Source organism: Glycomyces paridis (assembly GCF_004912155.1).
Classification (GTDB): domain Bacteria; phylum Actinomycetota; class Actinomycetes; order Mycobacteriales; family Micromonosporaceae; genus Glycomyces; species Glycomyces paridis.
In genome coordinates, this window is the sequence record NZ_STGX01000002.1 from 282,201 (window position 1) to 304,508 (window position 22,308).

The following is a 22,308-nucleotide window of genomic DNA, read 5'->3' on the forward strand; positions in this document are numbered from 1 at the left end:
GTTCAGCCGGCCGAACCGGGCGGCGGCGCGGTCGTGTCGAGCGTGCTCCGCGGCCTGCGCCGCGCCAGGACCAGACCGAGAACGAGGACCGCGGCCGTGGGCGCGAGGAACCAGTCGCCGAAGCGCGAGTAGACCGTGTCCGCGCCGTCCACCGGGACCGCAGCCAGGGCGAGGCGTTCGTCCTCGGCGAGGACGCGGCCGTACGGGTCGCTCACGGTCATGCGGCCGTACTGCCCGGTGCGGACGAGCGCGAATCCCTGTTCGACGCCGCGGGTGAGGGCGACGCGGCTGTGCCACCAGCCGTCCTCGTGGAAGTCGAGCGCGGGGGCGAGCACCAGGGCGGCGTCGCCGTACTCGGCCATCGTGCGGGTGTAGTCGAGGTCCTTGCAGATGGTCATGGCCCAGCGGTCGCCGGTGCCGGGCACCGTGACGGGCCCGTCGTCCGAGGCGGTGATCCAGTCCTCGACGCCGGCCACCAGGTGCTGCTTGCGGTACACGGCGGTCGCGGAGCCGTCGGCGGGGAGCCAGACGGCGACGTTGTAGAACTCGCCGTCCGCTTCGAGCGCGAGGCCGAGGACGAGGTCGATGCCGGTGTCGGCGGCGAGGTCCGACCAGCGGTCGAGGTAGGCCGCGGGGTCGTCGTCGGCGCGGACGCTGAAGGTCTTCTCAGGGAGGACGAGGAGGTCGGCCTCTCCGGAGAGGTCGGTGAGGACCTCCCGGTAGTCGGCGAAGAGCGCCTCGGCGGCGGGGGTGTCGACGGGGAGGGAGTCGGTCGGGGCGGGGAGGGCGAGTGCGCCCGCGCGCACGGTCTCCTCGGCGGGCGCGGGCCGTTGCAGGCCGTAGGCGACGGTGAGGGCCAGAGCGGTGGCGAGCGCGCCGCCGGTCCAGGCGCGCGTCCGGGCGCTCGCGCCGGGTGCGGTGGCCGCGGCGATCACGGAGGAGGCGGCCGTGACCAGGAAGGTCAGTCCCCAGATGCCGGTGACCGCGGCGAGCTGGAGCACGGCGGCGACGTCGGCCTGGGTGTAGGCGAAGCTCCACCACTGGCCCGCGGCCTTGCCGTTGACGATCGAGACGGCGTACTCCGCGGCGGTGACGGCGGCGGGGAAGGCGAACGCGGCGAGCGTGATGCGGCCCCGGACGGCGAGGGCGCGGAAGAGCATCGTTGCGCCGGTGTACAGCGCTGTGGTGAGGAGTCCGGAGACGGCGAGGAGGAGCGTCGGGGTGCCGACGGGGTCGTGGAGGTACCACAGGACGCGGGCCTGTCCGGCGAGCCAGGCGGCCGCCGCGGCGAGGAGGGCGGTGCGGGCGCCGACTCGGGGGGCGATCCACAGGAGCGGGAGGGGGGCGATCCAGACGGCCCACGCGAGGGGTTGGACGGGGAAGGAGAGGGCGAGGAGGACGGCGGAGGCGAGGGCGGCGCCGAGGACGGTGAGGGGACTAGGCCGCGATGCCATCTAGGGTCCTTTCGAGGTCGTGGTGGCAGAGGGCGCGGAAGGCGTCGTCGGGCAGGTCGATGCGGCCGCCTCGGCGGAGCTGGACGAGCCCGTAGAGGGAGGCGGTGACGGACAGGCCGACGGCCCACGGGGGGCCGGGTCGGAGGGTCCCGGCGGCGATGCCGTCCGCGATGAGGTCGGTGAGGAGCGCGAAGGTCTTGGACCGGCCGGAGGCGGGTTCGGAGGTGACTGGTTCGGAAGCGGCTGGCTCGGAGGCGGCTGGTTCGGAAGTGACTGGTTCGGAAGTGGAGTCGAAATCGGCCGGGAAGGCGCGCGCCCGCTCGCGCGGCTCCAGGAACATGAGCGCGAACTGATGGGGCCGTTCGAAGGCGAGGTCGAGCATCCGGTCGACGACGGCGTGGAGGTCGGTCCTGGAGTCGCCGGTGAGCCCGACCTTCCGCCACCGCTCGTGGACCTCGTCGAAGCACTCGTCGGCGACATGGGCGAGGAGGACCTCTCGGCTGGGGAAGTGCCGGTAGACGGCCATGGCGGAGAGGCCGAGGGCACTGCCGATCTTGCGCATCGAGACCGTCTCGGATCCGCCCTCGTCGACGAGTTCTCTTGCGGCGCCGACGATCCTGTCGCGAGTTGAGGACATGTTTACACCGTACACCAGCGTCGGCGGCGGGTGCCGCGCGCGAGGTAGGGGTGGGGCGCGGTGCGTCCCGGGCGGTCTCTGGCGCGCGCACGCAAGAGGGGACCTCCGGTGCCTGGAGGTCCCCTCTGGTCTGCGAAGCCGGCCCTACTCGGGCTTCTTGCCGTACTTCTTGTAGAACTTCGCGACGCGGCCCTCGTCGTCGAGGACGCGGCTCTTGCCGGTCCAGAACGGGTGCGAGGCCGACGAGATCTGCACGTCGATCACCGGGTAGGTGCGGCCGTCCTCCCACTCGACGGTCTCGGCCGAGCCGGCCGTGGACCGGGTGAGGAAGGAGAAGTCCGCGCCGCGGTCCCGGAAGACCACGTAGTCGTACTTCGGGTGGATGTCCTGCTTCATGCCTGGTTCCTCTCCTTGCTCTCGAAACAACCCTCGAAGGGGTCGGGGTATTCCCGCCACGCCGCCCGGCCCTCGGCCAGCTCGGCCTCGGTGAGGAGGCAGCCGTCGAGGACGGCGGCGAGCTCCGCGGCGTCGAAACGCAGGCCGACGAAGGCGAGCCGGACCTCCCGGTCGCCGAAGTCCTCGTCCCAGTTCAGATCGGCGTTGGCACGCCGCTCCGGGCTCGACTCCTCCCACTCCGCGTCGGGCGTGGCCGCGAGCCAGGGCCCCATGTCCCCCATCGAGACCCCGCCGCCGCTGGACTCCCAGGCCACGACGTTGTCGGGCTGGGAGGCGATCCACAGGTGCCCGCGCCCGCGCAGGGTCCGACCCGCGAGTTCGGGCAGGGCTCGGTGGAGCCGGTCGGGGTGGAGGGGGCGGCGGGCCAGGTAGAGGGAGGCGACGACGCCGCAGTCCGGTTCGGGCTCATGGCAGCCGATCGGATGGCCCTCGAGTCCGCGCCCGTGCGGTTCGGGCGCCTCGGGGTCGAAGCGGGCGCTGCGGCGGATGCGCCCGGCGAGCCGCGCGGCGTCCTCGCCGTCGGCCAGGAGGTGCTCCGCCCAGGGGTTGAGGCGCCTGAGCAACACGTCGAGGCGGGCGCGCTCGTAGCCGTCCCGGTCGGCGCCGGGCGTCCACAAGAGCACGGTGTCGGCGTACTCGATCTGGCGGGCGGCGACGTCGGCGACGGACCGGGTGTCGTCCTCGGCGGCCTGGAGCCGCCTGTCGGCGAGGTCCTGGTCCGATTCGAGCGTGTCGAGCAGGGTCGCGGGGGCGCAGACGGCCACGACCGAGTCGATGCGCACCGCGTCGGTGACCGGCGCGCCGTCGACGTGGCACCACGAGCAGGCCGCGGCGACGGTCTCGGGCTCCATCGAGGGCGGCAGGACCAGGACGAGGTCGCGCTCGGGCATGGCGCGGGCGAGCCGCACGATCGCCGGGAGCAGGTCTTCGCGCACGGTGCAGGCGATGCAGCCGTGCTCCAGCGTGAGGCGCTCGTCCTCCAGGAGGCCGCCGCCGTCGCGCACGGTCCGGCGCACGGTGCCGGAGTCGAGGAGCGCCGAGAGGTCGTGTGCGACCACGAGCAGCGTCGGGTCGGCACGTAGGAGCAGGTCGGCGGCTTCGCGGGTGGCGCCCGGCGCGAACCCGGTGAGGAGCGTCAGCGCGGGACGCAGTTCGGTCGGGGACTCGGTGGCGCCGGTCTGCGCGAGTCGGGACATGAGACCTCCGTTCTAAGTGAAAACGATTGTCATTATACTGGAGCCTTCGAGAGGAGGTCGAACGTGTCCAGAACCTGCGAGGTGACCGGCGCCGGGCCCGGCTTCGGCAACAACGTGCCGTGGTCGAAGCACAAGACCCGCCGCCGGTGGGACGTGAACCTGCAGCGCAAGCGCTATTTCCTGCCCAGTGAGGGCAGGTACGTGCGACTGCGGGTGTCCGCGAAGGGGATCAAGGTCATCGACCGCGACGGCATCGAGGCCGTCGTGCGGCGAATTCGAGCAAGGGGAGGGAAGGTCTGAGATGGCGGCGAAGAGCACCGACGTCAGGCCCGTGGTCAGGCTCAAGTCGACCGCGGGGACGGGTTACACGTACGTGACCCGCAAGAACCGGCGCAACAGCCCGGACCGGCTGGTGATGCGCAAGTACGACCCGGTCGTGCGCAGGCATGTCGAATTCAGGGAGGAACGCTAGTGACGACCCTGAATCAGAAGGCGCAGCAGGGAGGAACGCTAGTGACGACCCTGAATCAGAGGGCGCAGCAGGGAGGAACGCCAGTGACGACCCTGAATCAGAGGCACGGCAGGGAGGAGCGGTAGTGGCGAAGAAGAGTGCGATCGCCAAGCAGCGGCGGCGGGCGGTGCTGGTGGACCGGTTCCGGGAGCGGCGGGCGGCGCTGAAGCGGCTCGTGTCGCACCCGGGGACCGATCCCGAGGTCCGGGCCGAGGCGGTGCGGGCGCTTCAGCGGCTCCCGAGGGACTCCTCGGCGACCAGGCTGCGCAACCGCGACGCCGTGGACGGGCGCCCGCGCGGGTACCTCCGGAAGTTCGGACTGTCGCGTGTCCGACTCAGAGGCATGGCCCACCGCGGCGAATTGCCCGGCGTGACCAAATCATCCTGGTAGGAGGATCGGGCAAAGCGGTCAGGGCGCAGGCCCGACCGGCCTCCCTTGCGACGCGTTGGCATGAAACCGTTATACGAGCGTCGCAAGGGAGCGCTACCCTGGGCCTTGCGTGAACGCTGTGAGACTGCTCTCAATCCCGGAACCATGTGAGTGCCTCCTGCGTTTCACCCTGTGAACAAAGGAGCGATGACAGCAATGGTCCAGCAGTTGGAGACCGTCCCGGCCGAGGCCGGCGAACCCGCCCCGGCGACGCTCGCGGGCCTCGAATCGACGCCCGCCGCGGCCCTGCCGATCGACGCACTCGCCGTCGACGCGATGGCCGAGGCGCTGCCGGTCGACGCCCTGGCCGTCGAGGCCGCCGTCCCCGCGAGCCCCGCGTCGCTGTGGGCCTCGGAGAGCCGGGCCCACTACTCGATCACGCACACCGACCAGCGCGACGCCCGCGCCTGGATCGACTGCGATTGCGTCATCCACAGCGACTGAGTCCGCTCGGTGTGCCGGGCCGCAGGTCGGGCACACCGCTTCAGTCGACTTCCACCAGCGCGCGGCAGTGGTCCTCAAGGGGGGCCGGGCCCCATGCGAGCCCCACACCGCCTTCGAAATCCACCGTCGCGAACATGCCGTCGGTCCAGATCGGGCAGCTCACGGTCGCCTCGCGCTCGCGCCCGTCCTCGGTGATCACCACCTCGGCCAGCGCCGATCCCGGGACCGTGGTGATCAGTTCGGCGCCTTCGCGCTCCTCGTACCAGATCCACTGGACCGCCACCTGCGGGTACGACTCGATCCGCCAGCCCGCGCCCGGGGCGAGGGCCACCTCGCGTTCGGGGTCCTCGGGGAAGTCGAACGGGCAGTCCGGGGTCGGGGCCTCGGCCGCGCACCGGTCGAAGTGGTCCTCCATGAGTCCGGTCGCCCTCGCCAGTCCCTCGTCGGAGAGCTCGGGATACGAGATGGGCAGGCCGGTGTAGTCCCAGTCGGTGCCGAGGACGCTGAAGTGGTTCCCCAGCGCCACCGACGTGTTCGGCTCTACGAACTCCAGTGTGGACGGCAGGTCGGGGTAGAGCTCGTACACGCCCGGCAGCAGCTTGAAGTCGGCGATGGCGCCGCCGGGCGCGGCGTCGACGGTGACGCCGTTGACCGTCAGGTGGTCGAACACCGAGTAGTTCTCGGCGGTGGTGAGGCCGTTTTCGATCCGGGCCTTCCCGTCCTCGACGCCCACGGAGTACCGGTGGCCGATGCGGGTGCCGTCAAAGGCCTCGATCTCGGCGTACACCTTCGCCACCGAGCGGCCGGGCGCGTTCTCGCTCTCCCTGAAGTCGACCTGGGCGACCGTCTCGATGGTCCAGCGCGAGTCGAGCGCCTCGGGGACGAGGAACTCGCCGGTCGTCTCGAGTTCGTCGGTGTAGGACAGGGCCAGGTCGACGTCGCGGTCGTGCACGGCCTCAAGGAAGGCCTGGACGGTGGCCTCGGCGATCGGGCGGTGGAGCGGCGACCATTTGACGGCGGCCAGGACCGCGGCGGCGACGACGAGGACGGCCGCACCGATCGCCATGACGGCGTTGGCGTGCCGGGTCAGGCGGTCGAAGCGGCGCGGCTTCGCGGGGGCTTCCTCGGGCGGGTCGGGGAGGTCGCGGACCTCGACGGCGCCGAGGTCGATCTCGGGGCCGTGGTCGGCGGGTGGGGACGCTCCGGACACCTTGGCTCCCGCCGCTCGGCTGCTACCGTTGATCGACCGATTCTAACGCTCGCGGCAAGGACCCCCATGCCCTCGTTCCCTCTCGCCAGGCGCGGCGCGAAAGCACTGCGGGCCTTGGCTTCCCGTGCCGAGCGGTACCCGCGCGCGCCGTTCGCGGTCGCCTTGGCGCTCGCCGTCGTGGCCTTCGGGGCGGCGGTCGACATGGACCGCCTGGCGGATTCGCGGATCACCGAGGCCGAGGAGCTGGCGACCGAGGGCGAGGAGACGTCGTCGTACTACGAGTACCAGTTGGAAGAGGCGCAACCGGAGATCGTCGAGTACGGGTTCAGCACGGTGGTGGTCGAGGGCGAGGAGTGGGTGCTCGTCGGCGGGGTGCTGCGCAACCCGTACGACCGGGCCTTGGAGTCGGTGTCGCTGTCGGTCACCGCGGTCGCCGAGGACGGCAATCCCATTCGCGCCGAGGACCTCTACGTGAGCGTGATCCCGGCCGGGGGGGTCGTGAACGTCGGATACGTGATGCGGGGCAACGCGACCGCGATCCCGCCGGAGGAACTGCGGTTGGAGGCGCTCGAACCCTCGTACCTGGAGGTCGACACCTCGGGCATGACGGAGGAGGAGGCCGCGCACCTCGGCTGGCATCCCGAGCCGCCCGAGGTGGAGCTGCTGGAGGTGGTGCCGCTCGCCAGCCCGGACGGGTGCCGGCTGCGGTTCCGGATCGACACCGAGAACGAGATGGTCGAGCTGTCGGTGCTGTTCCGCGACGCCGAAGGACGACTGCTCGGCGGGATGCCCGCCGGTTCGGTCGGATCCTCGGAGCTCTCGGCGATACCGACCTGGCGTAACTACCCGCTGGGCGAGTCGGTGCAGGAGCTGGACGTCCTGGCGGCCTGGATGCCGGAAGGGACCGACCTCGACGCGATCGAGATCGGCCCCTCAGACCCTGCGGGAGGGTGAAGCCTCCGGGCGCTTAGAGCCGTTCGAGCAGGAACCGCTCGACCTGGTCGATGGCGACGCGCTCCTGCTTCATGGTGTCGCGGTCGCGGATCGTCACCGCCTGGTCCTCAAGGGTGTCGAAGTCGACGGTGATGCAGTACGGCGTGCCGATCTCGTCGGCGCGGCGGTAGCGGCGGCCGATCGCGCCGGCGTCGTCGAAGTCGACGTTCCAGCGCTTGCGCAGCCGCGCGGCCAGGTCCTTCGCCTTCGGCGAGAGGTCCTCGTTGCGGCTCAGCGGGAGCACCGCGGCCTTGACGGGGGCCAGGCGCGGGTCGAAGCGGAGCACCGTGCGCTTGTCGACGCCGCCCTTGGTGTTCGGGGCCTCGTCCACGTCGTAGGCCTCCAGGAGGAAGGCCAGGACCGAGCGGGTCAGGCCCGCCGCGGGTTCGATGACGTACGGGGTCCAGCGCTCGCCCTTGGCCTGGTCGAAGAACGACAGGTCGGCGCCCGAGTGCTTCGAGTGGGTCGAGAGGTCGAAGTCGGTGCGGTTGGCGATGCCTTCGAGCTCACCGAACTCGCTGCCCGCGAACTGGAAGCGGTACTCGATGTCGACGGTGCGCTTGGAGTAGTGGGAGAGCTTCTCCTGCGGGTGCTCGAAGCGGCGCAGGTTCTCCTCTTTGAGGCCGAGGTCGACGTACCAGTCCCAGCGGGTCTTCAGCCAGTACTCGTGCCACTCCTCGTCGGTGCCCGGCTCGACGAAGAACTCCATCTCCATCTGCTCGAACTCGCGGGTGCGGAAGATGAAGTTGCCCGGCGTGATCTCGTTGCGGAACGACTTGCCGGTTTGCGCGATGCCGAACGGGGGCTTGCGGCGCGAGGCGGTCATGACGTTCGTGAAGTTCACGAAGATGCCCTGCGCGGTCTCCGGACGCAGGTAGTGCACGTTGTCGGAGTCCTCGGTGGCGCCCAGGAAGGTCTTCATGAGGCCGTTGAACATGCGCGGCTCGGTGAAGGAGCCGCGGGCGCCGCAGTGCGGGCAGGCGAGGTCGGCGAGGCCGTTCTCGGGCTCGGCGCCGTGCTTCTCCTCGTAGGCCTCGATGAGGTGGTCGGCGCGGAAGCGCTTGTGGCAGGACTGGCACTCGGTGAGCGGGTCGGTGAACTCCTCGATGTGGCCGCTGGCGACCCACACCTGGGGGTTGAGGACCACGGCCGAGTCGATGCCGACCACGTCGTCGCGCTCGCGGACCATCGCGTTCCACCACTCGCGGCGGATGTTCTCCTTCAGCTCCACACCGAGCGGACCGTAGTCCCAGGCGGACCGCGTGCCTCCGTAGATCTCCGAGCTGGGGAAGACGAAGCCGCGGCGTTTGCAAAGGCTGATGAGCGCTTCGGTGCGGTCCTGGGACACGATGATTCCTCTCGATCCGGCTGGCGGTCGGTGAGACTGCGGATGATGCCTGTATTGCGAGGCCTTGAGGGCCATGCGCAGGACAGATTATGCAAACGGCGGCCTGCGGTCGATCCGGTTTTCAGGGCCGGACCGCGAACCCGCGCGCACGAGACGTGCGCCGCCGCCGGTGAGCAAGCGTACCTCGCAGCGGCGCCCGCACCGCTGCCGCCCCGGTCGGCGAGTCGTGCGCCTCAGGCGGGCCGGAGGTCCGACAGGTGCTGCTCGAAACCCTCCCGGGCCTCGGTGAACTCCGGGGCCGCGAGCCAGGTCAGGGCCTCCTCGCCCACCTCGATCGCACCCTCGGCGTCGCCCAGTTCCGTCAGCAGCCACATCGTCTGGTGCGCCGTCAGACTCGCCCGCTCCAGGATCAGCGGACCCTCCCGGAACACCGTCAGCGCCCGCCGCTGGAGGTCGAGCACCGGCTCGGCCTCGTCCCTGCGCAGCCCCGGCTCCCCCGCCTGGCTCTCCAGGAACTGGAACGTCAGCTGCGCGTGCTGCCGGTAGGTCTCGCCCAGCTCGAACCGGGCCGCCTCCCGGGCCGCCTCGGCCGCCTCCGGGTCGGCGCGCACCGCGTGCAGGCGCGCCGCGATCTGCGCCATCGCCTGGAGCCCCTGCCCGAACGCCACGTCGCCCATGATCGTGCGCAGCAGCCAGGCGCGGGCCCGGCTCACCCGCGTCCACGCCGTCAGGTCCCCCGCGTCGTCGGCCGCGCCGACCGCCCGCGTGTAGATCTCCAGCGCGTGGTCGTGCTCCCCGAGCTTCTCCAGCAGCTCCCCCGTGAGGAACAGCATGTCCGAGTACAGGCTCACGAGGTAGTCCTCCTCGGCGGCCTCCATGAGCGCCAGCGCCGCCAGTCCGTGCTCGACGCCCTGGCGCGTCTCGCCCTGCCTGTCGTAGGACTCGGCGAGGTTGAAGCGGATGTTGCAGATCCGCCACAGCTCGTGGTCGGGCAGGTCGGCGAGCGAGGCCTCCAGGAGCGGGACGGCCTCGGCGCGGCGGTCCTGCTCGACCAGGGACACGCCCATGAGGTGCCGGGCCACGGCCGCGGGCACGGTGAGCCCTCCCGCGTCGCAGTGGATCGAGGCGGCCAGCGCGTGCTCGTACGTCCCGGGCTGGTCCCCGGCGCGCATCGTGAACTCGGCGGCCTGGAGGTGCAGTTTCGCGGCGATCGTGTGGGCCGGTTCGTCGCCGAGGGCGGTGAGGCCCTCGCGGGCGATGGCGAGGGCGCGCTCGTAGTCGCCGGTGAGGCCCACCTGGTCGGCGAGGTCGGCGCTGGCGCGGGCGACGGCCCACCCGGCGTCGGCGGTGCGGGCGGCGTCGAGGCCCTGGTGCAGCAGTGCGGTCTTGGCCTGCGCGTCGGCTTCGAGCCGGGCGCGCAGGTCGAGGAGGTCGCAGCGGCGGATGAGCGCGTAGCGGCGGTCGGCGAGGCCCGCGAGCTCGGTCTCCAGGGCGCGGGCGCGGTCGTCGAAGTCGGGGGCGAGCGTGGCGGGTCCGGCGGCCGTGGCGGCGAGGTACTCGGCGCGCAGGGCGAGGACCTGGCTGGTGTGGAAGCTGCGGTCGTCGATGCGCTCCTCGGCGCGCAGGTCGCGGGCGGCGGCGGTGACGCGCGCGGCGCCCGCGACGGCTTCGGCCGGGTCGGTGTCGGCGGTGTGGATGAGCGTGAAGGCCTCGGCGACGAGGGCGCGGCCGGGCTGCCCGGCGACGCCGAACAGCTCGACGGCGCGGCGCAGGCCGTCCAGGACGGTCTCGGGGTCGTCGGCGCGGGCGGACTCGGCGTGGGCGATCTCGGCGCGGTGCTCGGCGATGAGCTCGACGCCGAGCGCCTCGGCGAGCGCGGCGACCTTGAGCCAGGCCTTCCACGTGTCGGGCGAGCAGTCGTCGTAGGCGGCGTAGGCGGCGTCGATGGCCTCGTCGAGGGCGGCGCCGCCGGCTTCGGGACCGGCCGCGAGCTCGGCGGCCTCGGCGGCGACCTCGGGGGCGGGGGCCTCGGCGCGGGCCTTGGGCTCCTTGAGGCCCAGGTGGATCGGCTCGTCGTAGGGGACGGCATCGACCACGGCCGCGGAGAGGGACGAGTGGTGGTCGTTGCCGTTGCGGGCGTCGAAGCGGGCGCAGAGGGCGAGGCGCTCGGTCTCTGCCCAGTCGTGGAGGCCGGTCGCGGTCCACTCGCGGCCGCCCGGGCCGGGCACGGCGACGTCCTCGAAGCCGAGGGCCTTGAGGCGGCGGCAGGTGAGGACGGCGACCTCCATGAGGCGCTGGCGGTCGCGCACGCCCATGTCGAGGTCGAAGAAGCGGGCGTGGTCGGCGAGGATCTCCAGGGCGCGGTGCTCGTTGCCGGTGAGTGCGCAGAACTCGACGTGGAGGGCCCACATGGGGACCATGTCCTCCTTGCCCTTGCACATCTGGTAGCCGCGCAGGTGGTTGGCGCGGGCCTGCTCGGTGCGGCCGAGGTCGACCAGGGGCAGGAGGGAGAGGGCGAGGGCGTAGTGGGGCTCGTGGGCGCAGGAGTGCTCGCCGGAGAGGACGGGTTCGAGCATCTCCATGGCGGCGTCGGCGGCGTCGTCCTCGGCGTAGTAGACGACGGTGGCGAGCGAGGTGTACTGGCATGCGGTGCAGTCGGACATCTCGTCCTCCTCGGCTTCGCCGAGGGCCTCGATGGCGGCGGCGACGCGGTCGTAGTCGCCGATGTGGAAGGCCAGCTGCATCTCGTAGGCGGCGGGGGCGTGCATGGAGTACCCGGCCTCGGCGTAGCGGCGGCGCATCTCGTCGAGCCAGTGCTCGATGGACTCCAGGGGCACGTCGGGCTGCTCGATCATCTTGTCGACGATCCACTTGAAGGTCCAGTACAGGGACCGGGAGAGGTAGGCGTCGAAGTGCTCGGGGCGGGCGTCGAAGCTGCGCAGGAGGCGGGCGAAGGGGACGAGGATGCGGGTGGAGTCGAGGGAGAACTCGTAGGCGTCGACGAGGCCGCTGAGGGCGTAGTTGAGCAGTTCGGGGTCGCCGATCGCGTCGGCGGCCTCGACCGCGCGCTCCAGGGCGGCGACCTTGGTCTCGCTGGCCTCTTCGAAGCGGGCCTCGTTGAGCAGCCGCCAGATCTCGTCGGGGTCGGGAGTGGCCATACCAGTCCTTAGCAGTCCTTTGAAGGTCGAGCCGTGCGGGTCGTGGGGCGGCTCAGTCCTTCGTGATGTGTTCCAGGAGGTTCATGAAGGAACGGTTGAGGAGCGCGGTGTCGGCGCTGCGCAGGGGCCGGTGGCTCATGAGCAGGGCCTGGCCGTAGAGGGACTCGACGGCGGTCCCGGCCAGTTCGGGGTCGCCGATGGCGCTGACGCGGCGCACCGTCGGGTTGCGGTGGTTGAGGACGAGCTGGGCGCGGGGCGCGTGCTGCTTGATGGAGGCGAGGATGCCGCCCCACAGGTCGTCGGCCTGGGCCTCGGCCTCGGCGCGGTGGCGTTCGCGGCGGGCCTCGCGGTCGTCCAGCAGGAGCGCGGGGACCGAGACGGGGCTGAACTCGCGCACGACCACGTCGACGTCGACGGGGTCGAGGCGGGCGCGGACGGCGTTGAGGAAGCCCTGGAGGGCGAGTTCGGCCTCGGCGTCGAGCGGGTCGAGGCTCGCGGAGATGACGCCCGGCTGGAGGGTCTCGACCTTGACCTGGGGGTCGATCCGCGGGAGCGCCTGGACGAGCTCGGCGTCGTAGGTGTAGCCGCCGTTGACGACGCCGATGCCCTGGGCGGCGGCGATCTGGGCGACCTGCCGGTACTCGTCCACGGTGTCGGCGAGGTAGATCGGCTGGTAGGCGCGGGCGAAGTCGGGGAGGCTGGTGCTCCCGGCGGTGGTCTCGAAGCGCAGCCAGGGGAGCATCGCGGCGAGGAGGTCGGCGTCGTGGCGGGCGAGGGCCTTGACGCCGAGTTCGTGGACGGAGAGGAACGATTCGAGCCGGGTCGGGTCCTCGGCGGCGAGGCGGGAGATCCATTCGCGCAGTTGGGCGCCGATGGCGTCGCGGGTGACGGCGAGGGCCTCGTCGTCGTAGAGGGACTCGCGGGAGGCGGTGGGGCGCAGGGAGTCGGTGTCGACCACGCAGCGCACGAAGAACGCCCACTCGGGGACGAGGTTGTCGGCGGTGTCGGTCAGGAGCATCCGCTTGAGGTGGACGCGGTGGGCCGGGCGCGCCGAGGGCGAGGTGGCGTGCGGCAGGACGAAGGCGAGGCCCTTGATCCCGGCGAGGGGCACGTCGAGGTCGATGACGTCGAGCGGCGGGAAGCCCATGACCTCCTCGCAGTAGGCGTTCAGGGCGAGGCGGCGCGCGGTCGGGCTCTGGTAGGCCCGCTCCCAGGGCGGCGGCGTGTCGGTGACGAGGACGGGGGCCTCGCCGCCTTCGACGGTCACGTCCACCGGGAGGAGGGAGCCGTACTCGCGGGCGAGGCCGGCGACCTTCTCGGGCCTGAGCCAGTCCTCGCCGGGGCGGGCGACGAGCTCGACGGTGGTGCCCGGCTCGGGGTGCTCGGCGGCCGGGGCCTCGGTGACGGTGTAGGAGCCGTCGTCGCGGGCGGTCCAGCGCACGACCGTGGCGTCGGGCTCCTTGGCGGAGCGGGAGGTCACGGTGATGACCGAGGCGACGGTGAAGCAGGCGAGGAGACCGATGCCGAACTGGCCGAGGAAGTCCCTGCGGGCGCCCTCGATCTCCTCGTCGCGCTTGGAGGAGCCGCCGATGGTCGCGAGGAGCTTGTGGACTTCGGGAAGTGTCAGTCCCACACCGGGATCGGTGATACTCAGTCGCTTCCCGTCCGTGACGATTCGGACGGATGCCGGTGAGTCCGCAAGGGCGGCATCGAATCCGGGGTCGACCGCGCGGCGGGCGGTGACGGCGTCCACGGCGTTCTGGAGCAGCTCGCGCACGTACACCCGCGGCGAGGAGTACAGGTGGTGGGACAAGAGGTCCACCAGCCCGCGCAGGTCCACTTGGAACGTATGGGAAGTGGGCGTTGTCTCAGACACGTCGCGTCCTGCTTCGCTCGGAGGTCGGTCGGCGACAGTCAGACTAGCAAACCGCCGCACCCGCGGAGCGCGTGAAAAGGCCCCCCGGGCGCGTCCGGTGGAGGATCGCGCACGTCTGCGACCGGCCCGGCCCGGGCGCGTCGCGAACCGGGCCGAATCCGGCGGCCGCGGGCATCGGGCCGATGGCCGTTGTCCGGTAAGGTGGCCGCTACTGATCTCCCGACGTGCGAGGTACGCGCCCCATGGAATACCCGCCCCCTCCCCCGGACCGGATGCACCTTCAGCACCAGCCCCCGCCGCAGCAGCCGCCGCCGCACATGGGCCCGGGCGGCGCGTACGGCCCGATGCCCTCCCCCGCGCAGCCGCAGGCCGCGTTCCCGCAGGGCGGCATGGGCACCGGCGCGGCCCCCGAGCGCCCCGCCACGCGGCCCGCCTCGGCCACCGCCGCCGCCGTGACGGCCCTGCTCCTCGCCGCCGCGGGCGCGTGGGGCGCGTACGCCGTCGTCAAGTCGATCCAGGACGAGCTCGCGTGGCTGGCCGGGTCGCAGTGGGGCGACCGGACCTTCACCGAGATCCTCATGCGCGGCCAGTTCCTCGAAGTGCTCGCGATCCACCTGGGGATCTACGCGTTCCTCCTCGTCTGCGGGCTCATCACCGCGCCGCTCATCCTCAAGGGCAAGGCGGGCGGGCGGATCTTCGGCCTCGTCTGGGCGATCGTCGCCGTCCTCGCCGCGGCGTTCCTCGTCTGGTCGTTCATCGACAACTACGCGACCTGGAACGAGTACTACAACCTCCCCGGGCAGCCGAACCCGTTCGTGCAGCGGGGGATCCGCGACGGCGCCGTCGTCGTCCTCTCCGTGCTGTTCCTCGTGCTCACCACCGTGCCCGGCGTCCGCGCCTGGACCCCCGGGAAGCCCTCGAACGCGCTCATCATGATGGTCCCCATGGGACAACAACAGCCCGGCCCGTACGGGCCGCAGCAGCCCCCGTACCAGCAGTACCCGCACCAGCAGTGACTCCGAGGCAGCGATGACATCCGACCAGTACCCGCCCCCGCCGCCCGACCGGACGCACCTCCAGTACCAGCCGGCGCCCCCGCCGCAGCCCGCCCAGATGGGCCCCGGCGGCGCCTACGGGCCCATGCCGGTCGCCCCCGGGCAGCCCGTCCCGGGCCAGGCGGCGCCGGTCGGCATGGCGATGGCGAAGCCCGGCACGATCACCGGCATCCAGGTGATCCTGTGGATCTTCCTGGCGCTCAGCGTCCTCGGGAACATCTTCTCGGTCATCGGCATGGTGAATTACTTCAACCCGTTCACCCTGCTGGCGCTCGCCTTCGCCGTCTACTCGGGCATCCAGTCGCTCTCCAGCGGCATCCACATCACCAGGGGCAAGCGCTGGGCGTGGATCTGGACGCTCGTCAGCACGATCCTCGGACTGGTCATCGCCGCCGTCTCGATCGTCTTCGGCATCATCTACATCGAGGTCGCCTGGGCCACGCTGCTCGTCGGGATCGTCCTCGGCGGCCTCTACGCGACGCTCCTGGGACTCCTGTGCTCCAAGTCCGCGCGCCAGTGGATCCTCATGCACCGCATTCAAAGAGGCGAAGTCATGATGCCCGGCATGAACATGGGCATGGGCATGGGCGCCCCGGCCGCACCGGGCTTCGGCGCCGCACCCGCGGCGCCCGAGCGGCCCGCGACCAAGCCGGTCGCGGTCAACGTCGCCGTCCTCGGCCAGGTCGTACTCCTGGCGCTGATCGCCTGGATCCTCGTCGACTCGATCCGCGGCCTCACCGCGCGCACCGGATTCGGCGTCAAGCCGTCCTTCGCCGCCCTGTCGACCGCGATGCTCGGCTCGGGGTACGCGCTCCTCAGCGCCGCGGTCGGGCTCATGATCCTCGTGTGCGCGCTCATCACCGCGATCGGGCTGCACCGCGGCTCGTCGGGCGCCCGCGTGTTCACCGTCGTGTGGACGCCGATCCTGCTGGTCCTGTGGGCCGTCAAGGCCTACCCGATGCTCATGGCCTACGCCTCCGACCGCGAGTTCTACCCGCCGGACATGCGGTCGCTGTGGACGATGGTCATGGTGCGCGAGTTCGCCGTCCTGGCCCTCATCCTCGCCGCGTTCATCACGGCCCTGCTCCCCGACGTCCGCGCCTGGGCGCCTCCGAAACCGCCGACCGCGCTCATCATGATGGTCCCGATGGCGCAACCCGGATACGGCCCGCCCCAGCAGGCATACCCGCCGCAGCAGTACCCGCCGCGGTAGACCCCCCAAGGAAGGCCAGCGTGACCCACCCCCAGATGCCGCCCCCTCCTCCCGACCGGATGCACCTCGCGCCCGCGCAGGGCCGACCGCCCGCCTACCCCGCCGCCCACGGACCCGCGTACCCGCCGCCCGTCCCGGTACCCGGCGGCGAGCGGATCGCCAAGCCCGGCAGCGTCACCGGCGTCCAGGTGATCCTCACCGTCATGGGCTCGCTCTACATGGCCGGCGCCCTCGCCGCGATCGCCCTCGCGCCCATCGTCGAACCGATCGCCATCGGCGGACTCGTCGCGGTCTACTTCGCCGTCCACGCCTGCGTGTGCGCCGTCCAGATCGGCAGGGGCCGCGAATGGGCCTGGGTGTGGACGCTCGTGCACACCATCATCTGGTGCCTGCTCGCCCTGGTCGGCATCGTCGGCGGCGTCGTCAACCTCGCCTACGACGGCGGCGCGTCGCTCCTGTCGGGCGTCGTCTTCGCCGGCCTGTACGGCACCCTCCTCGGCATGCTCCTGGTGAGCCCCACCCGGACCTGGAACCGCCTGCACCGCAAGGAGCCCGGACGACCCGACCCGGTCGTCGCCGAACCGGACCGGCCCGCCTCCAAACCCGGCTCGGTGGGCTTCGCCCAGTTCGCGCTGGCCGCGCTGATCCTCCCGACGCCGGTGGCGACCTGGGCGTTCCTCGAATGGGTGCGCACGAGCCAGGGCACGGGCACGCTCGGCGAACGGCTGGAGCAGTACCCGGAGTTCATGTGCTTCATCGTGCTCGGCGTCGCGCTGGTCCTGGCGACGCTCGTGGTGAACCCGATCGTCGCGGTGCGGCTCGGCGCGGGCCGCCCGGGCGCGCGCATGTTCGGCGCCGCCTGGCTCGGCACGCTCGTCGCCGCCGAGGTCTACCTGGTCTCGATCGCCGCGATCGCGGTCATCGACGGCACGGACGGCGCGGGCGACGACGCGATCGTGAGCCCCGTGGTGGTCTTCGGCGGGCTCGGCCTGGCCGTCCTGGGGGTCGTGCTGGCCCTCGGCGGGCTCATCGCCGTCGGCTCCCGCGGGGCGCGCTCCTGGGCCCCGTTCCACGAGGTGCACCCGGGGCCGCAGTACGCGGCGCCATACGGACCTCCGGCCGGATACGGTGCGCCGCAGCAGTACCCGCCGCATCCGGGCGGGTACTGAGTCAGCCGTTGTCGCGCCAGCCGCAGACGCTCGTGTCGAGGGTCTCGGCGGACTGGTCGACGGCGATGTAGAGGTCGATCGAGGTGCCGTCGCCCAGACGCACCTCGACCTCGGTGGCGTCGGCGTTCACGGGGCCGACCTCGGCGCCGTCGACGGCCCAGGTCTCCCAGTCGCGCACGTAGTCCTCGACGGGGCGGTCGCGCAGGTCGTCGCAGAGCATCGCGTACGCCGCGTCCCAGTCCTCGTCGGCGATCTCGCCGACGAAGTCCTCCGCGGTGGCCTCGACCTTGTCGGTGACCGAGTTGGCGAAGACCACGAACGCCGCGATGATCGCGACGATCACGCCGACGGCGAGCAGGCTGCCGCCGCCGATGCCGAGCACGAGCTTGAGGGCGAAGCGCCCGCCGTTGCGCTCGGTCGGCGGGGCCGAGAACGGCACCGGGACGCCCGTGGGCGGCGGCGGTGCGGAGGGCTCCGGAGGCGGCGGCTCGACCTCCTTGGTCGTGGGCGGCAACGCGAGCGTCTCCTCGGTGCCCGGTTCCAGGGCGACCAGTGCCGGAGCGGGCTCGGGGGACGGCTCAGGCGAAGGTACCGGCTCGCCGGACTCGGGCCCGGCGGTCGTCGCGGCGCCGAAATCGGAGGCGGGGGCGTGGTCTGCGGCTGCGTCGGTGGCGACCGGCGCGAGCGGTTCGGGGGCGACCGGCGCGAGCGGTTCGGGGGCGACCTGCGCCGGAGCGACCGGCTCGGCCACCGCCTCGACGTCGGTGCGCGGTTCGGCCTCGACCGTCTCGTGCGGCGACGGCTCGGCGATCGGCTCGGGTGCGACCTGCGCGGGCGCCTCGGGCACGGGCGCGGCCTGCGCCGCCTCGGGTTCGGGGACCACCTCGGGCTCGGGAGCGCGCGGTTCGGGCGAGACCGCTTGCGCGGCGAGGTTCACGGCCGGAGCGGCAAGACCAGGTTCGGGTGCGAAGGGCTCGGGGGTCTCGGGGGCAGGGCTCGCGACCGAAGCAGCGAAATCGAGTTCGGGCGCGAGGGGCTCGGGGATCTCGGGGCCGGGATTCGCGACCGGTTCGCCCGACGGGGCCGGCTCGGGGGCCTGGCGGTCGGTCATCGGGCGGCCTCTCGGCGGGCCCGGTCGGGGTCGGCCGTGCGGTCGGAGTCGGTGCGCTCGGGCTCGCCGCCGGGGGCGCAGCGAGCGAGGACTTCGAAGCCGGAGGCCTCGGGGAGCGCGCGGGAGAGCAGCGGGGTCGACATCTTGACCCGGAAGTTCGACAGGGCCCGGCGGTAGGAGCCGACGCCGCCCCATTCCGTCCACAGCGTCCAGGTGGACTGCCCCTCGGCGCCGAAGTCGTCGACGGCACGGCCCAGGCCGCCCCGCAGATACCCCTCGCAGGAGGCGAGCGCGGCCAAGGCGTCCTCGGCGTCGCGCGAGAAGCTCTCCGCCTCGCCTTCGGTTACGGCGAAACGATATACGACCAGCACGGTCCCCACCCTACTTGTCATCGGGCTACTGCGAGCATGAGGAGCACAGGCCGTGGAGTTCGAGCGTGTGGCCGACCTCGGTGAAGCCGTGCTCGGCCGCGACCTTGTTGGCCCAGCGCTCGACCGTGGGCCCGGCGACCTCCACCGTGCGCCCGCACGAGCGGCAGACGAGGTGGTGGTGGTGCTCCTCGGCGCTGCACCTGCGGTACAGGTGGTCGCCTCCGGGCAGGCGCATGACGTCGACGATGTCGGCCTCGGCGAAGGCCTGGAGGGTCCGGTAGACGGTCGTCAGGCCGATCTTCGAGCCGGCCTCGCGGAGGATCGCGTGGAGGTCCTGGGCGCTGCGGAAGGCCTCGTCCTGTTCGAGGAGTTCGAGGATCGCGGTCCGCTGCTTGGTGGACCTGGCCATGTTCTCTGCCGGGGGCTTGGCGGCCACTAGCGTTCCTCCCGGGCGTGGTAGACGGCGTCGGTGACGATGTGCGCGATGTGGTCGTCGATGAGCGAGTAAGAGATCTCGCGGCCCGACCTGGTGCCGCGCACGATACCCGCTCCGCGCAGGACCCGCAAATGCTGCGAGACCAGGGGCTGGGTGACGGCGAGCGTCTCCACGATCTGGTGGACGTACTTGGGCCCCTCGGCCAGCTCCATCACGATGGCGATCCGCAGCGGCGCCGCGAGGGCGCGCAGCAGCTCCCCCGCCGCCTCGTAGTCGGCGGGCGGGGCGTCGGATGGCTCTGTCTCGGTCCGCACCCCGCAAAAATATCGCGTCGCCGGGCCGTCGGGGGGTCCAGGTGCCCCGCGTCCGGTCGCCGTCATGCGCTCGATGCCGGAAGCTCGACCTCCAGCGGCTCCCCTTCGGGCGGCAGATGGCCGCGGCGGGTGCGGCGCAGGCGGCGCACGACGGCCGCCGCGAGCGCGGTGGCGACGAACGCGGCGACGCCCAGGAGCACGATCGTGGAGCCGGGCGGCACGTCCTTCGCGGCCGAGGCGATGACGCCCGCCCCGGCGATGAGGAAGCCCGCGCCCATCGCGCTGAACATGGTGGCCTTGAACGAGCGGGTGAACTGCTGGACGGTCACGACCGGGATCACCAGGAGGGCGCTGACCAGGAGCAGGCCGACCGCGCGCATCGAGACCGAGACCGTGACGGCCGTGGTGATGAGCAGCAACAGGTTGAGGGCGGCGACCGGCAGGCCCGAGACGCGCGCGTACTGCTCGTCGGCACAGATCGCGGTGAGCCAGGGGCGCAGCACGAGCATGAGCGCGGCGACGACGGCACCGCCGGCGACGATCGTCCACACCTCGTTCCACGAGGCCGTCAGGAGCGAGCCGAACAGGTACTGCTGGAGGTTCGCGACGCCCTTGTCGGAGGCGATGCCGGTGAGGTAGACGCCGCCGGCGATGCCGCCGTAGAACATCATGGCGAGCGCGACGTCCCCGGAGGTCTTGGAGTGGCTGCGCAGCAGCTCCATGACGACGGAGGCGGCCACGGTGACCGCGAGGGTCGTCCACAGCGGTGCGGCGCCGGTGAGGAAGCCGATGGCGACGCCGGTGAGGGCGATGTGGCCGAGGCCGTCCCCGATGAGCGCCAGGCGCTTCTGGACGAGGAAGACGCCGACCGCGGGGGCGCACAGGCCGACCACGAGCGCGCTGATGAGGGCGCGCTGGACGAATTCGAACTCGAAGTACTGGAGGATCGTCGGGTCCGTGTTCATCTGCCGCCCCAGTAGTCGTCGGTGCCTTCGCCGCCGGTGCCGTTGGCGTGCGGGTGGGCGTGCTGGTGCGCGGGGTCGGCGTGCTCGCCGACCGGGCGCGGCGGCGCGCCGTCGTGGACGACGCGGCCGTCGGCGAGGACCACGGCGCGGTCGAGCCGGTCGGTGAGCGGGCCGAGCTCGTGGGTGACGAGGAGGACGGCGCAACCGGCGTCGATCCGGTCGGCGACCACGGCGGCGAGGGCGGCCTGCGTCTCGGCGTCGACGCCCACGGTCGGCTCGTCCATGATGAGCAGGTCGGGCTCGGTGGCGAGGGCGCGGGCGATGAGGACGCGCTGCTGCTGGCCGCCGGAGAGGGTGTCGACCGAGCAGTGGGCGTGGGCTTCGAGGCCGACCTCGGCGAGGCTGCGGGCCACGGCGTCGCGGTCGGCGCGGCGGGCGGGCATGCCGAGGAGGCGATGGGCGAGGCGGCCCTGGGAGACGACCTCGGCGGCGGTGGAGGGGACGCCGGAGGCCGCACCGGTGCGCTGGGGGACGTAGCCGACGCGCTTCCAGTCGCGGAAGCGCTTCTGCGGCGCGCCGAACAGCTCGATGGTCCCGCCGGCGAGCGGGACGAGCCCGGCGACGGCCTTGATGAGCGTGGACTTCCCTGAGCCGTTGGCGCCCATGAGGGCGACGGCTTCGCCGGGCGCGACCGCGAGGTCGACGCCGCGGACGACGGCGCGACCGCCGTAGGAGACGGTCGCGCCGAGGACGTTGAGTACGGGCATGGGGCAATGCTGCCTTATGCCGCGCCGAGCGCGGTCTGCAACGCGGCCAGGTTCTCGCGCATCACAGTGAAGTAGTCGGCTCCGGCGTCGGCCTCCTCGTCGGTGAGGCCTTCGAGGGGGTTGAGGACGGCGGTGGTCGCGCCGGACTCGGCGGCGAGGGTGTCGGCGATGTCGGGCGAGACGAGGGTCTCGAAGAAGATCGTGGTGACGCCGTTGGCGCGCACGAACTCGGCGACGTCGGCCATGCGCTGCGTGTCGGGCTCCTGGTCGGGGCTCAGGCCGGAGATGGCGATCTGGTCGAGGCCGTAGCGGTCGGCGAGGTAGCCGAAGGCGGCGTGCGAGGTGACGATGACGTCGGAGGTGCGGGCGGCGAGGGCCTCGGTGAACTCGGCGTCGAGGGCGGTGAGGTCGGCGGTGAAGGCCTCGGCTCCGGCGGTGTAGGCGTCGGCGTTGGCCTCGTCGATCCCGGCGAGGCCTTCGGCGACGGCGTCGCCGATCTGCGCGTAGCGGGTGGGGTCGAGCCAGATGTGGGGGTCGGTGCCGGTGAGCTCCTCGTCGTGCTCGTGGCCCTCCTCCTCGGCGTGGTCCTCTTCTGCGTGGTCTTCCTCTGCGTGGTCTTCCGCAGCATGGTCCTCTTCTGCGTGCTCGTGGGCGTCTTCGAGGACCTCGGTGTCGTCGTAGCCGATGGTGTCGACGGCGGAGGCGACGTCGAGGGACTTGTCGGCGGCGTACTCGTCGATCGCGGCGTCGAGCTCGGGGATGAAGTCGGCGAGGTAGACGACGTAGTCGGCCTGCTCGATGGCGGCGAGGTCGGAGGGGGAGAGTTCGAGGTCGTGGGGCTCCTGGCCGGCGGGGGTCAGGTTGGTGACGTTGATGTCGTCGCCGCCGACCTGCTCTGCCGCGAAGGCGAGGGGGTAGAACGCGGCGACGACGTTGATCTCCCCGTCGTCGGCGCCGCCGTCGCCGCAGGCGGCGAGGGTGCCGGCGGCGGCGAGGCCGGCGATGGGCAGGATCAGAAGGCTGGAACGGCGCATGTGAAAACCTTGCCCAATCATGACAATCATTGTCAACAGCTAATATGAGCGACTCTACCGCGATGACCGGTTCTGACCAGCGCGAACACTCCGAGCACTGGCCCGGACCGTGCACACCGCATGATCGGTATCACGCGATCGGGTGAACTCCGCGCGGCAC

At 71.9% G+C, this 22,308-nt stretch carries 23 protein-coding genes; 8 read left to right on the forward strand and 15 right to left on the reverse strand.

Annotation, left to right across the window (positions count from 1 at the left end):
- Positions 1–2: 2 nt before the first annotated feature.
- The 4 genes from E9998_RS03395 to E9998_RS03410 all read right to left on the reverse strand — a co-directional run bounded on the left by E9998_RS03395 (position 3) and on the right by E9998_RS03410 (position 3,743).
- Entirely contained in the window at positions 3–1,454 is a 1,452-nt protein-coding gene (locus E9998_RS03395; protein ID WP_136528293.1) for a nitrilase-related carbon-nitrogen hydrolase, read from the reverse strand.
- The gene (locus tag E9998_RS03400; protein WP_136528294.1) at positions 1,438–2,091 is read right to left on the reverse strand and encodes a TetR/AcrR family transcriptional regulator; all 654 of its coding nucleotides are present in this window, start codon (positions 2,089–2,091) and stop codon (positions 1,438–1,440) included. The genes E9998_RS03395 and E9998_RS03400 overlap by 17 nt, the downstream gene beginning before the upstream one ends.
- 144 nt (positions 2,092–2,235) lie before the next feature.
- Positions 2,236–2,487 (reverse strand): type B 50S ribosomal protein L31, encoded by a 252-nt coding sequence (locus tag E9998_RS03405; RefSeq protein WP_136528295.1) that lies wholly within the window; start codon positions 2,485–2,487, stop codon positions 2,236–2,238.
- A complete protein-coding gene (locus E9998_RS03410) occupies positions 2,484–3,743 on the reverse strand; it encodes a CobW family GTP-binding protein (RefSeq protein WP_136528296.1) in 1,260 nt (419 codons plus the stop codon). Before E9998_RS03410 ends, E9998_RS03405 begins: the two co-directional genes overlap by 4 nt.
- Before the next feature lie 63 nt (positions 3,744–3,806).
- On the opposite strand from E9998_RS03410, the gene rpmB reads away from it, so the two are divergent.
- From rpmB to E9998_RS03430, 4 genes are all read left to right on the forward strand, one after another.
- On the forward strand, positions 3,807–4,043 hold the full coding sequence (gene rpmB, locus E9998_RS03415; protein WP_136528297.1) for a 50S ribosomal protein L28: 237 nt from the start codon (positions 3,807–3,809) through the stop codon (positions 4,041–4,043).
- Position 4,044: 1 nt separating this feature from the next.
- Positions 4,045–4,215 carry a 50S ribosomal protein L33 gene (gene rpmG / locus E9998_RS03420; protein ID WP_136528298.1) on the forward strand — a complete coding sequence of 57 codons (171 nt, stop codon included), beginning with the start codon at positions 4,045–4,047 and terminating at the stop codon, positions 4,213–4,215.
- 124 nt (positions 4,216–4,339) lie between these two features.
- Complete coding sequence (gene rpsN / locus E9998_RS03425) at positions 4,340–4,645, forward strand: 30S ribosomal protein S14 (RefSeq protein WP_136528299.1); 306 nt, start codon at positions 4,340–4,342, stop codon at positions 4,643–4,645.
- A 186-nt stretch (positions 4,646–4,831) separates the two neighbouring features.
- On the forward strand, positions 4,832–5,128 hold the full coding sequence (locus tag E9998_RS03430) for a hypothetical protein (RefSeq protein WP_136528300.1): 297 nt from the start codon (positions 4,832–4,834) through the stop codon (positions 5,126–5,128).
- Positions 5,129–5,168: 40 nt separating this feature from the next.
- Here the strand turns inward: E9998_RS03430 and E9998_RS03435 are convergent, their stop codons facing one another.
- Positions 5,169–6,338, reverse strand: a complete 1,170-nt coding sequence (locus E9998_RS03435; protein WP_136528301.1) for a hypothetical protein — start codon at positions 6,336–6,338, stop codon at positions 5,169–5,171.
- Between the two features lie 66 nt (positions 6,339–6,404).
- On the opposite strand from E9998_RS03435, the gene E9998_RS03440 reads away from it, so the two are divergent.
- A complete protein-coding gene (locus tag E9998_RS03440) occupies positions 6,405–7,292 on the forward strand; it encodes a hypothetical protein (RefSeq protein ID WP_136528302.1) in 888 nt (295 codons plus the stop codon).
- 13 nt (positions 7,293–7,305) lie between these two features.
- Here the strand turns inward: E9998_RS03440 and E9998_RS03445 are convergent, their stop codons facing one another.
- The 3 genes from E9998_RS03445 to E9998_RS03455 all read right to left on the reverse strand — a co-directional run bounded on the left by E9998_RS03445 (position 7,306) and on the right by E9998_RS03455 (position 13,713).
- Positions 7,306–8,679: a glycine--tRNA ligase gene (locus tag E9998_RS03445; protein ID WP_136528303.1), complete on the reverse strand. Its 1,374-nt coding sequence runs from the start codon at positions 8,677–8,679 to the stop codon at positions 7,306–7,308.
- Between the two features lie 233 nt (positions 8,680–8,912).
- Positions 8,913–11,837, reverse strand: a complete 2,925-nt coding sequence (locus E9998_RS03450) for a tetratricopeptide repeat protein (protein ID WP_136528304.1) — start codon at positions 11,835–11,837, stop codon at positions 8,913–8,915.
- 52 nt (positions 11,838–11,889) lie between these two features.
- Positions 11,890–13,713, reverse strand: a complete 1,824-nt coding sequence (locus E9998_RS03455) for an HSP90 family protein (protein WP_136528305.1) — start codon at positions 13,711–13,713, stop codon at positions 11,890–11,892.
- Positions 13,714–13,955: 242 nt separating this feature from the next.
- Here E9998_RS03455 and E9998_RS03460 point away from each other — a divergent pair, with 242 nt between their 5' ends.
- From E9998_RS03460 to E9998_RS03470, 3 genes are read left to right on the forward strand one after another with little or no spacing between them, the layout of a single operon-like run.
- The gene (locus E9998_RS03460; protein WP_136528306.1) at positions 13,956–14,729 is read left to right on the forward strand and encodes a hypothetical protein; all 774 of its coding nucleotides are present in this window, start codon (positions 13,956–13,958) and stop codon (positions 14,727–14,729) included.
- Between the two features lie 13 nt (positions 14,730–14,742).
- Entirely contained in the window at positions 14,743–15,981 is a 1,239-nt protein-coding gene (locus E9998_RS03465; protein WP_136528307.1) for a hypothetical protein, read from the forward strand.
- A gap of 20 nt (positions 15,982–16,001) precedes the next feature.
- A complete protein-coding gene (locus E9998_RS03470) occupies positions 16,002–17,150 on the forward strand; it encodes a hypothetical protein (protein WP_136528308.1) in 1,149 nt (382 codons plus the stop codon).
- Position 17,151: 1 nt separating this feature from the next.
- On the opposite strand, the gene E9998_RS03475 is transcribed toward E9998_RS03470, so the two are convergent.
- From E9998_RS03475 to E9998_RS03505, 7 genes are all read right to left on the reverse strand, one after another.
- On the reverse strand, positions 17,152–18,261 hold the full coding sequence (locus E9998_RS03475) for a hypothetical protein (protein ID WP_136528309.1): 1,110 nt from the start codon (positions 18,259–18,261) through the stop codon (positions 17,152–17,154).
- Complete coding sequence (locus E9998_RS03480; protein ID WP_136528310.1) at positions 18,258–18,632, reverse strand: antibiotic biosynthesis monooxygenase; 375 nt, start codon at positions 18,630–18,632, stop codon at positions 18,258–18,260. The genes E9998_RS03475 and E9998_RS03480 overlap by 4 nt, the downstream gene beginning before the upstream one ends.
- A 25-nt stretch (positions 18,633–18,657) precedes the next feature.
- Positions 18,658–19,041: a Fur family transcriptional regulator gene (locus E9998_RS03485; protein ID WP_136528456.1), complete on the reverse strand. Its 384-nt coding sequence runs from the start codon at positions 19,039–19,041 to the stop codon at positions 18,658–18,660.
- 26 nt (positions 19,042–19,067) lie between these two features.
- The gene (locus E9998_RS03490; RefSeq protein WP_240037481.1) at positions 19,068–19,382 is read right to left on the reverse strand and encodes an ArsR/SmtB family transcription factor; all 315 of its coding nucleotides are present in this window, start codon (positions 19,380–19,382) and stop codon (positions 19,068–19,070) included.
- A 62-nt stretch (positions 19,383–19,444) separates the two neighbouring features.
- Positions 19,445–20,347: a metal ABC transporter permease gene (locus E9998_RS03495; protein WP_136528312.1), complete on the reverse strand. Its 903-nt coding sequence runs from the start codon at positions 20,345–20,347 to the stop codon at positions 19,445–19,447.
- Positions 20,344–21,114 carry a metal ABC transporter ATP-binding protein gene (locus E9998_RS03500; RefSeq protein ID WP_136528313.1) on the reverse strand — a complete coding sequence of 257 codons (771 nt, stop codon included), beginning with the start codon at positions 21,112–21,114 and terminating at the stop codon, positions 20,344–20,346. The genes E9998_RS03495 and E9998_RS03500 overlap by 4 nt, the downstream gene beginning before the upstream one ends.
- Positions 21,115–21,128: 14 nt before the next feature.
- Entirely contained in the window at positions 21,129–22,148 is a 1,020-nt protein-coding gene (locus tag E9998_RS03505) for a metal ABC transporter solute-binding protein, Zn/Mn family (protein WP_136528314.1), read from the reverse strand.
- Positions 22,149–22,308: the final 160 nt, after the last annotated feature.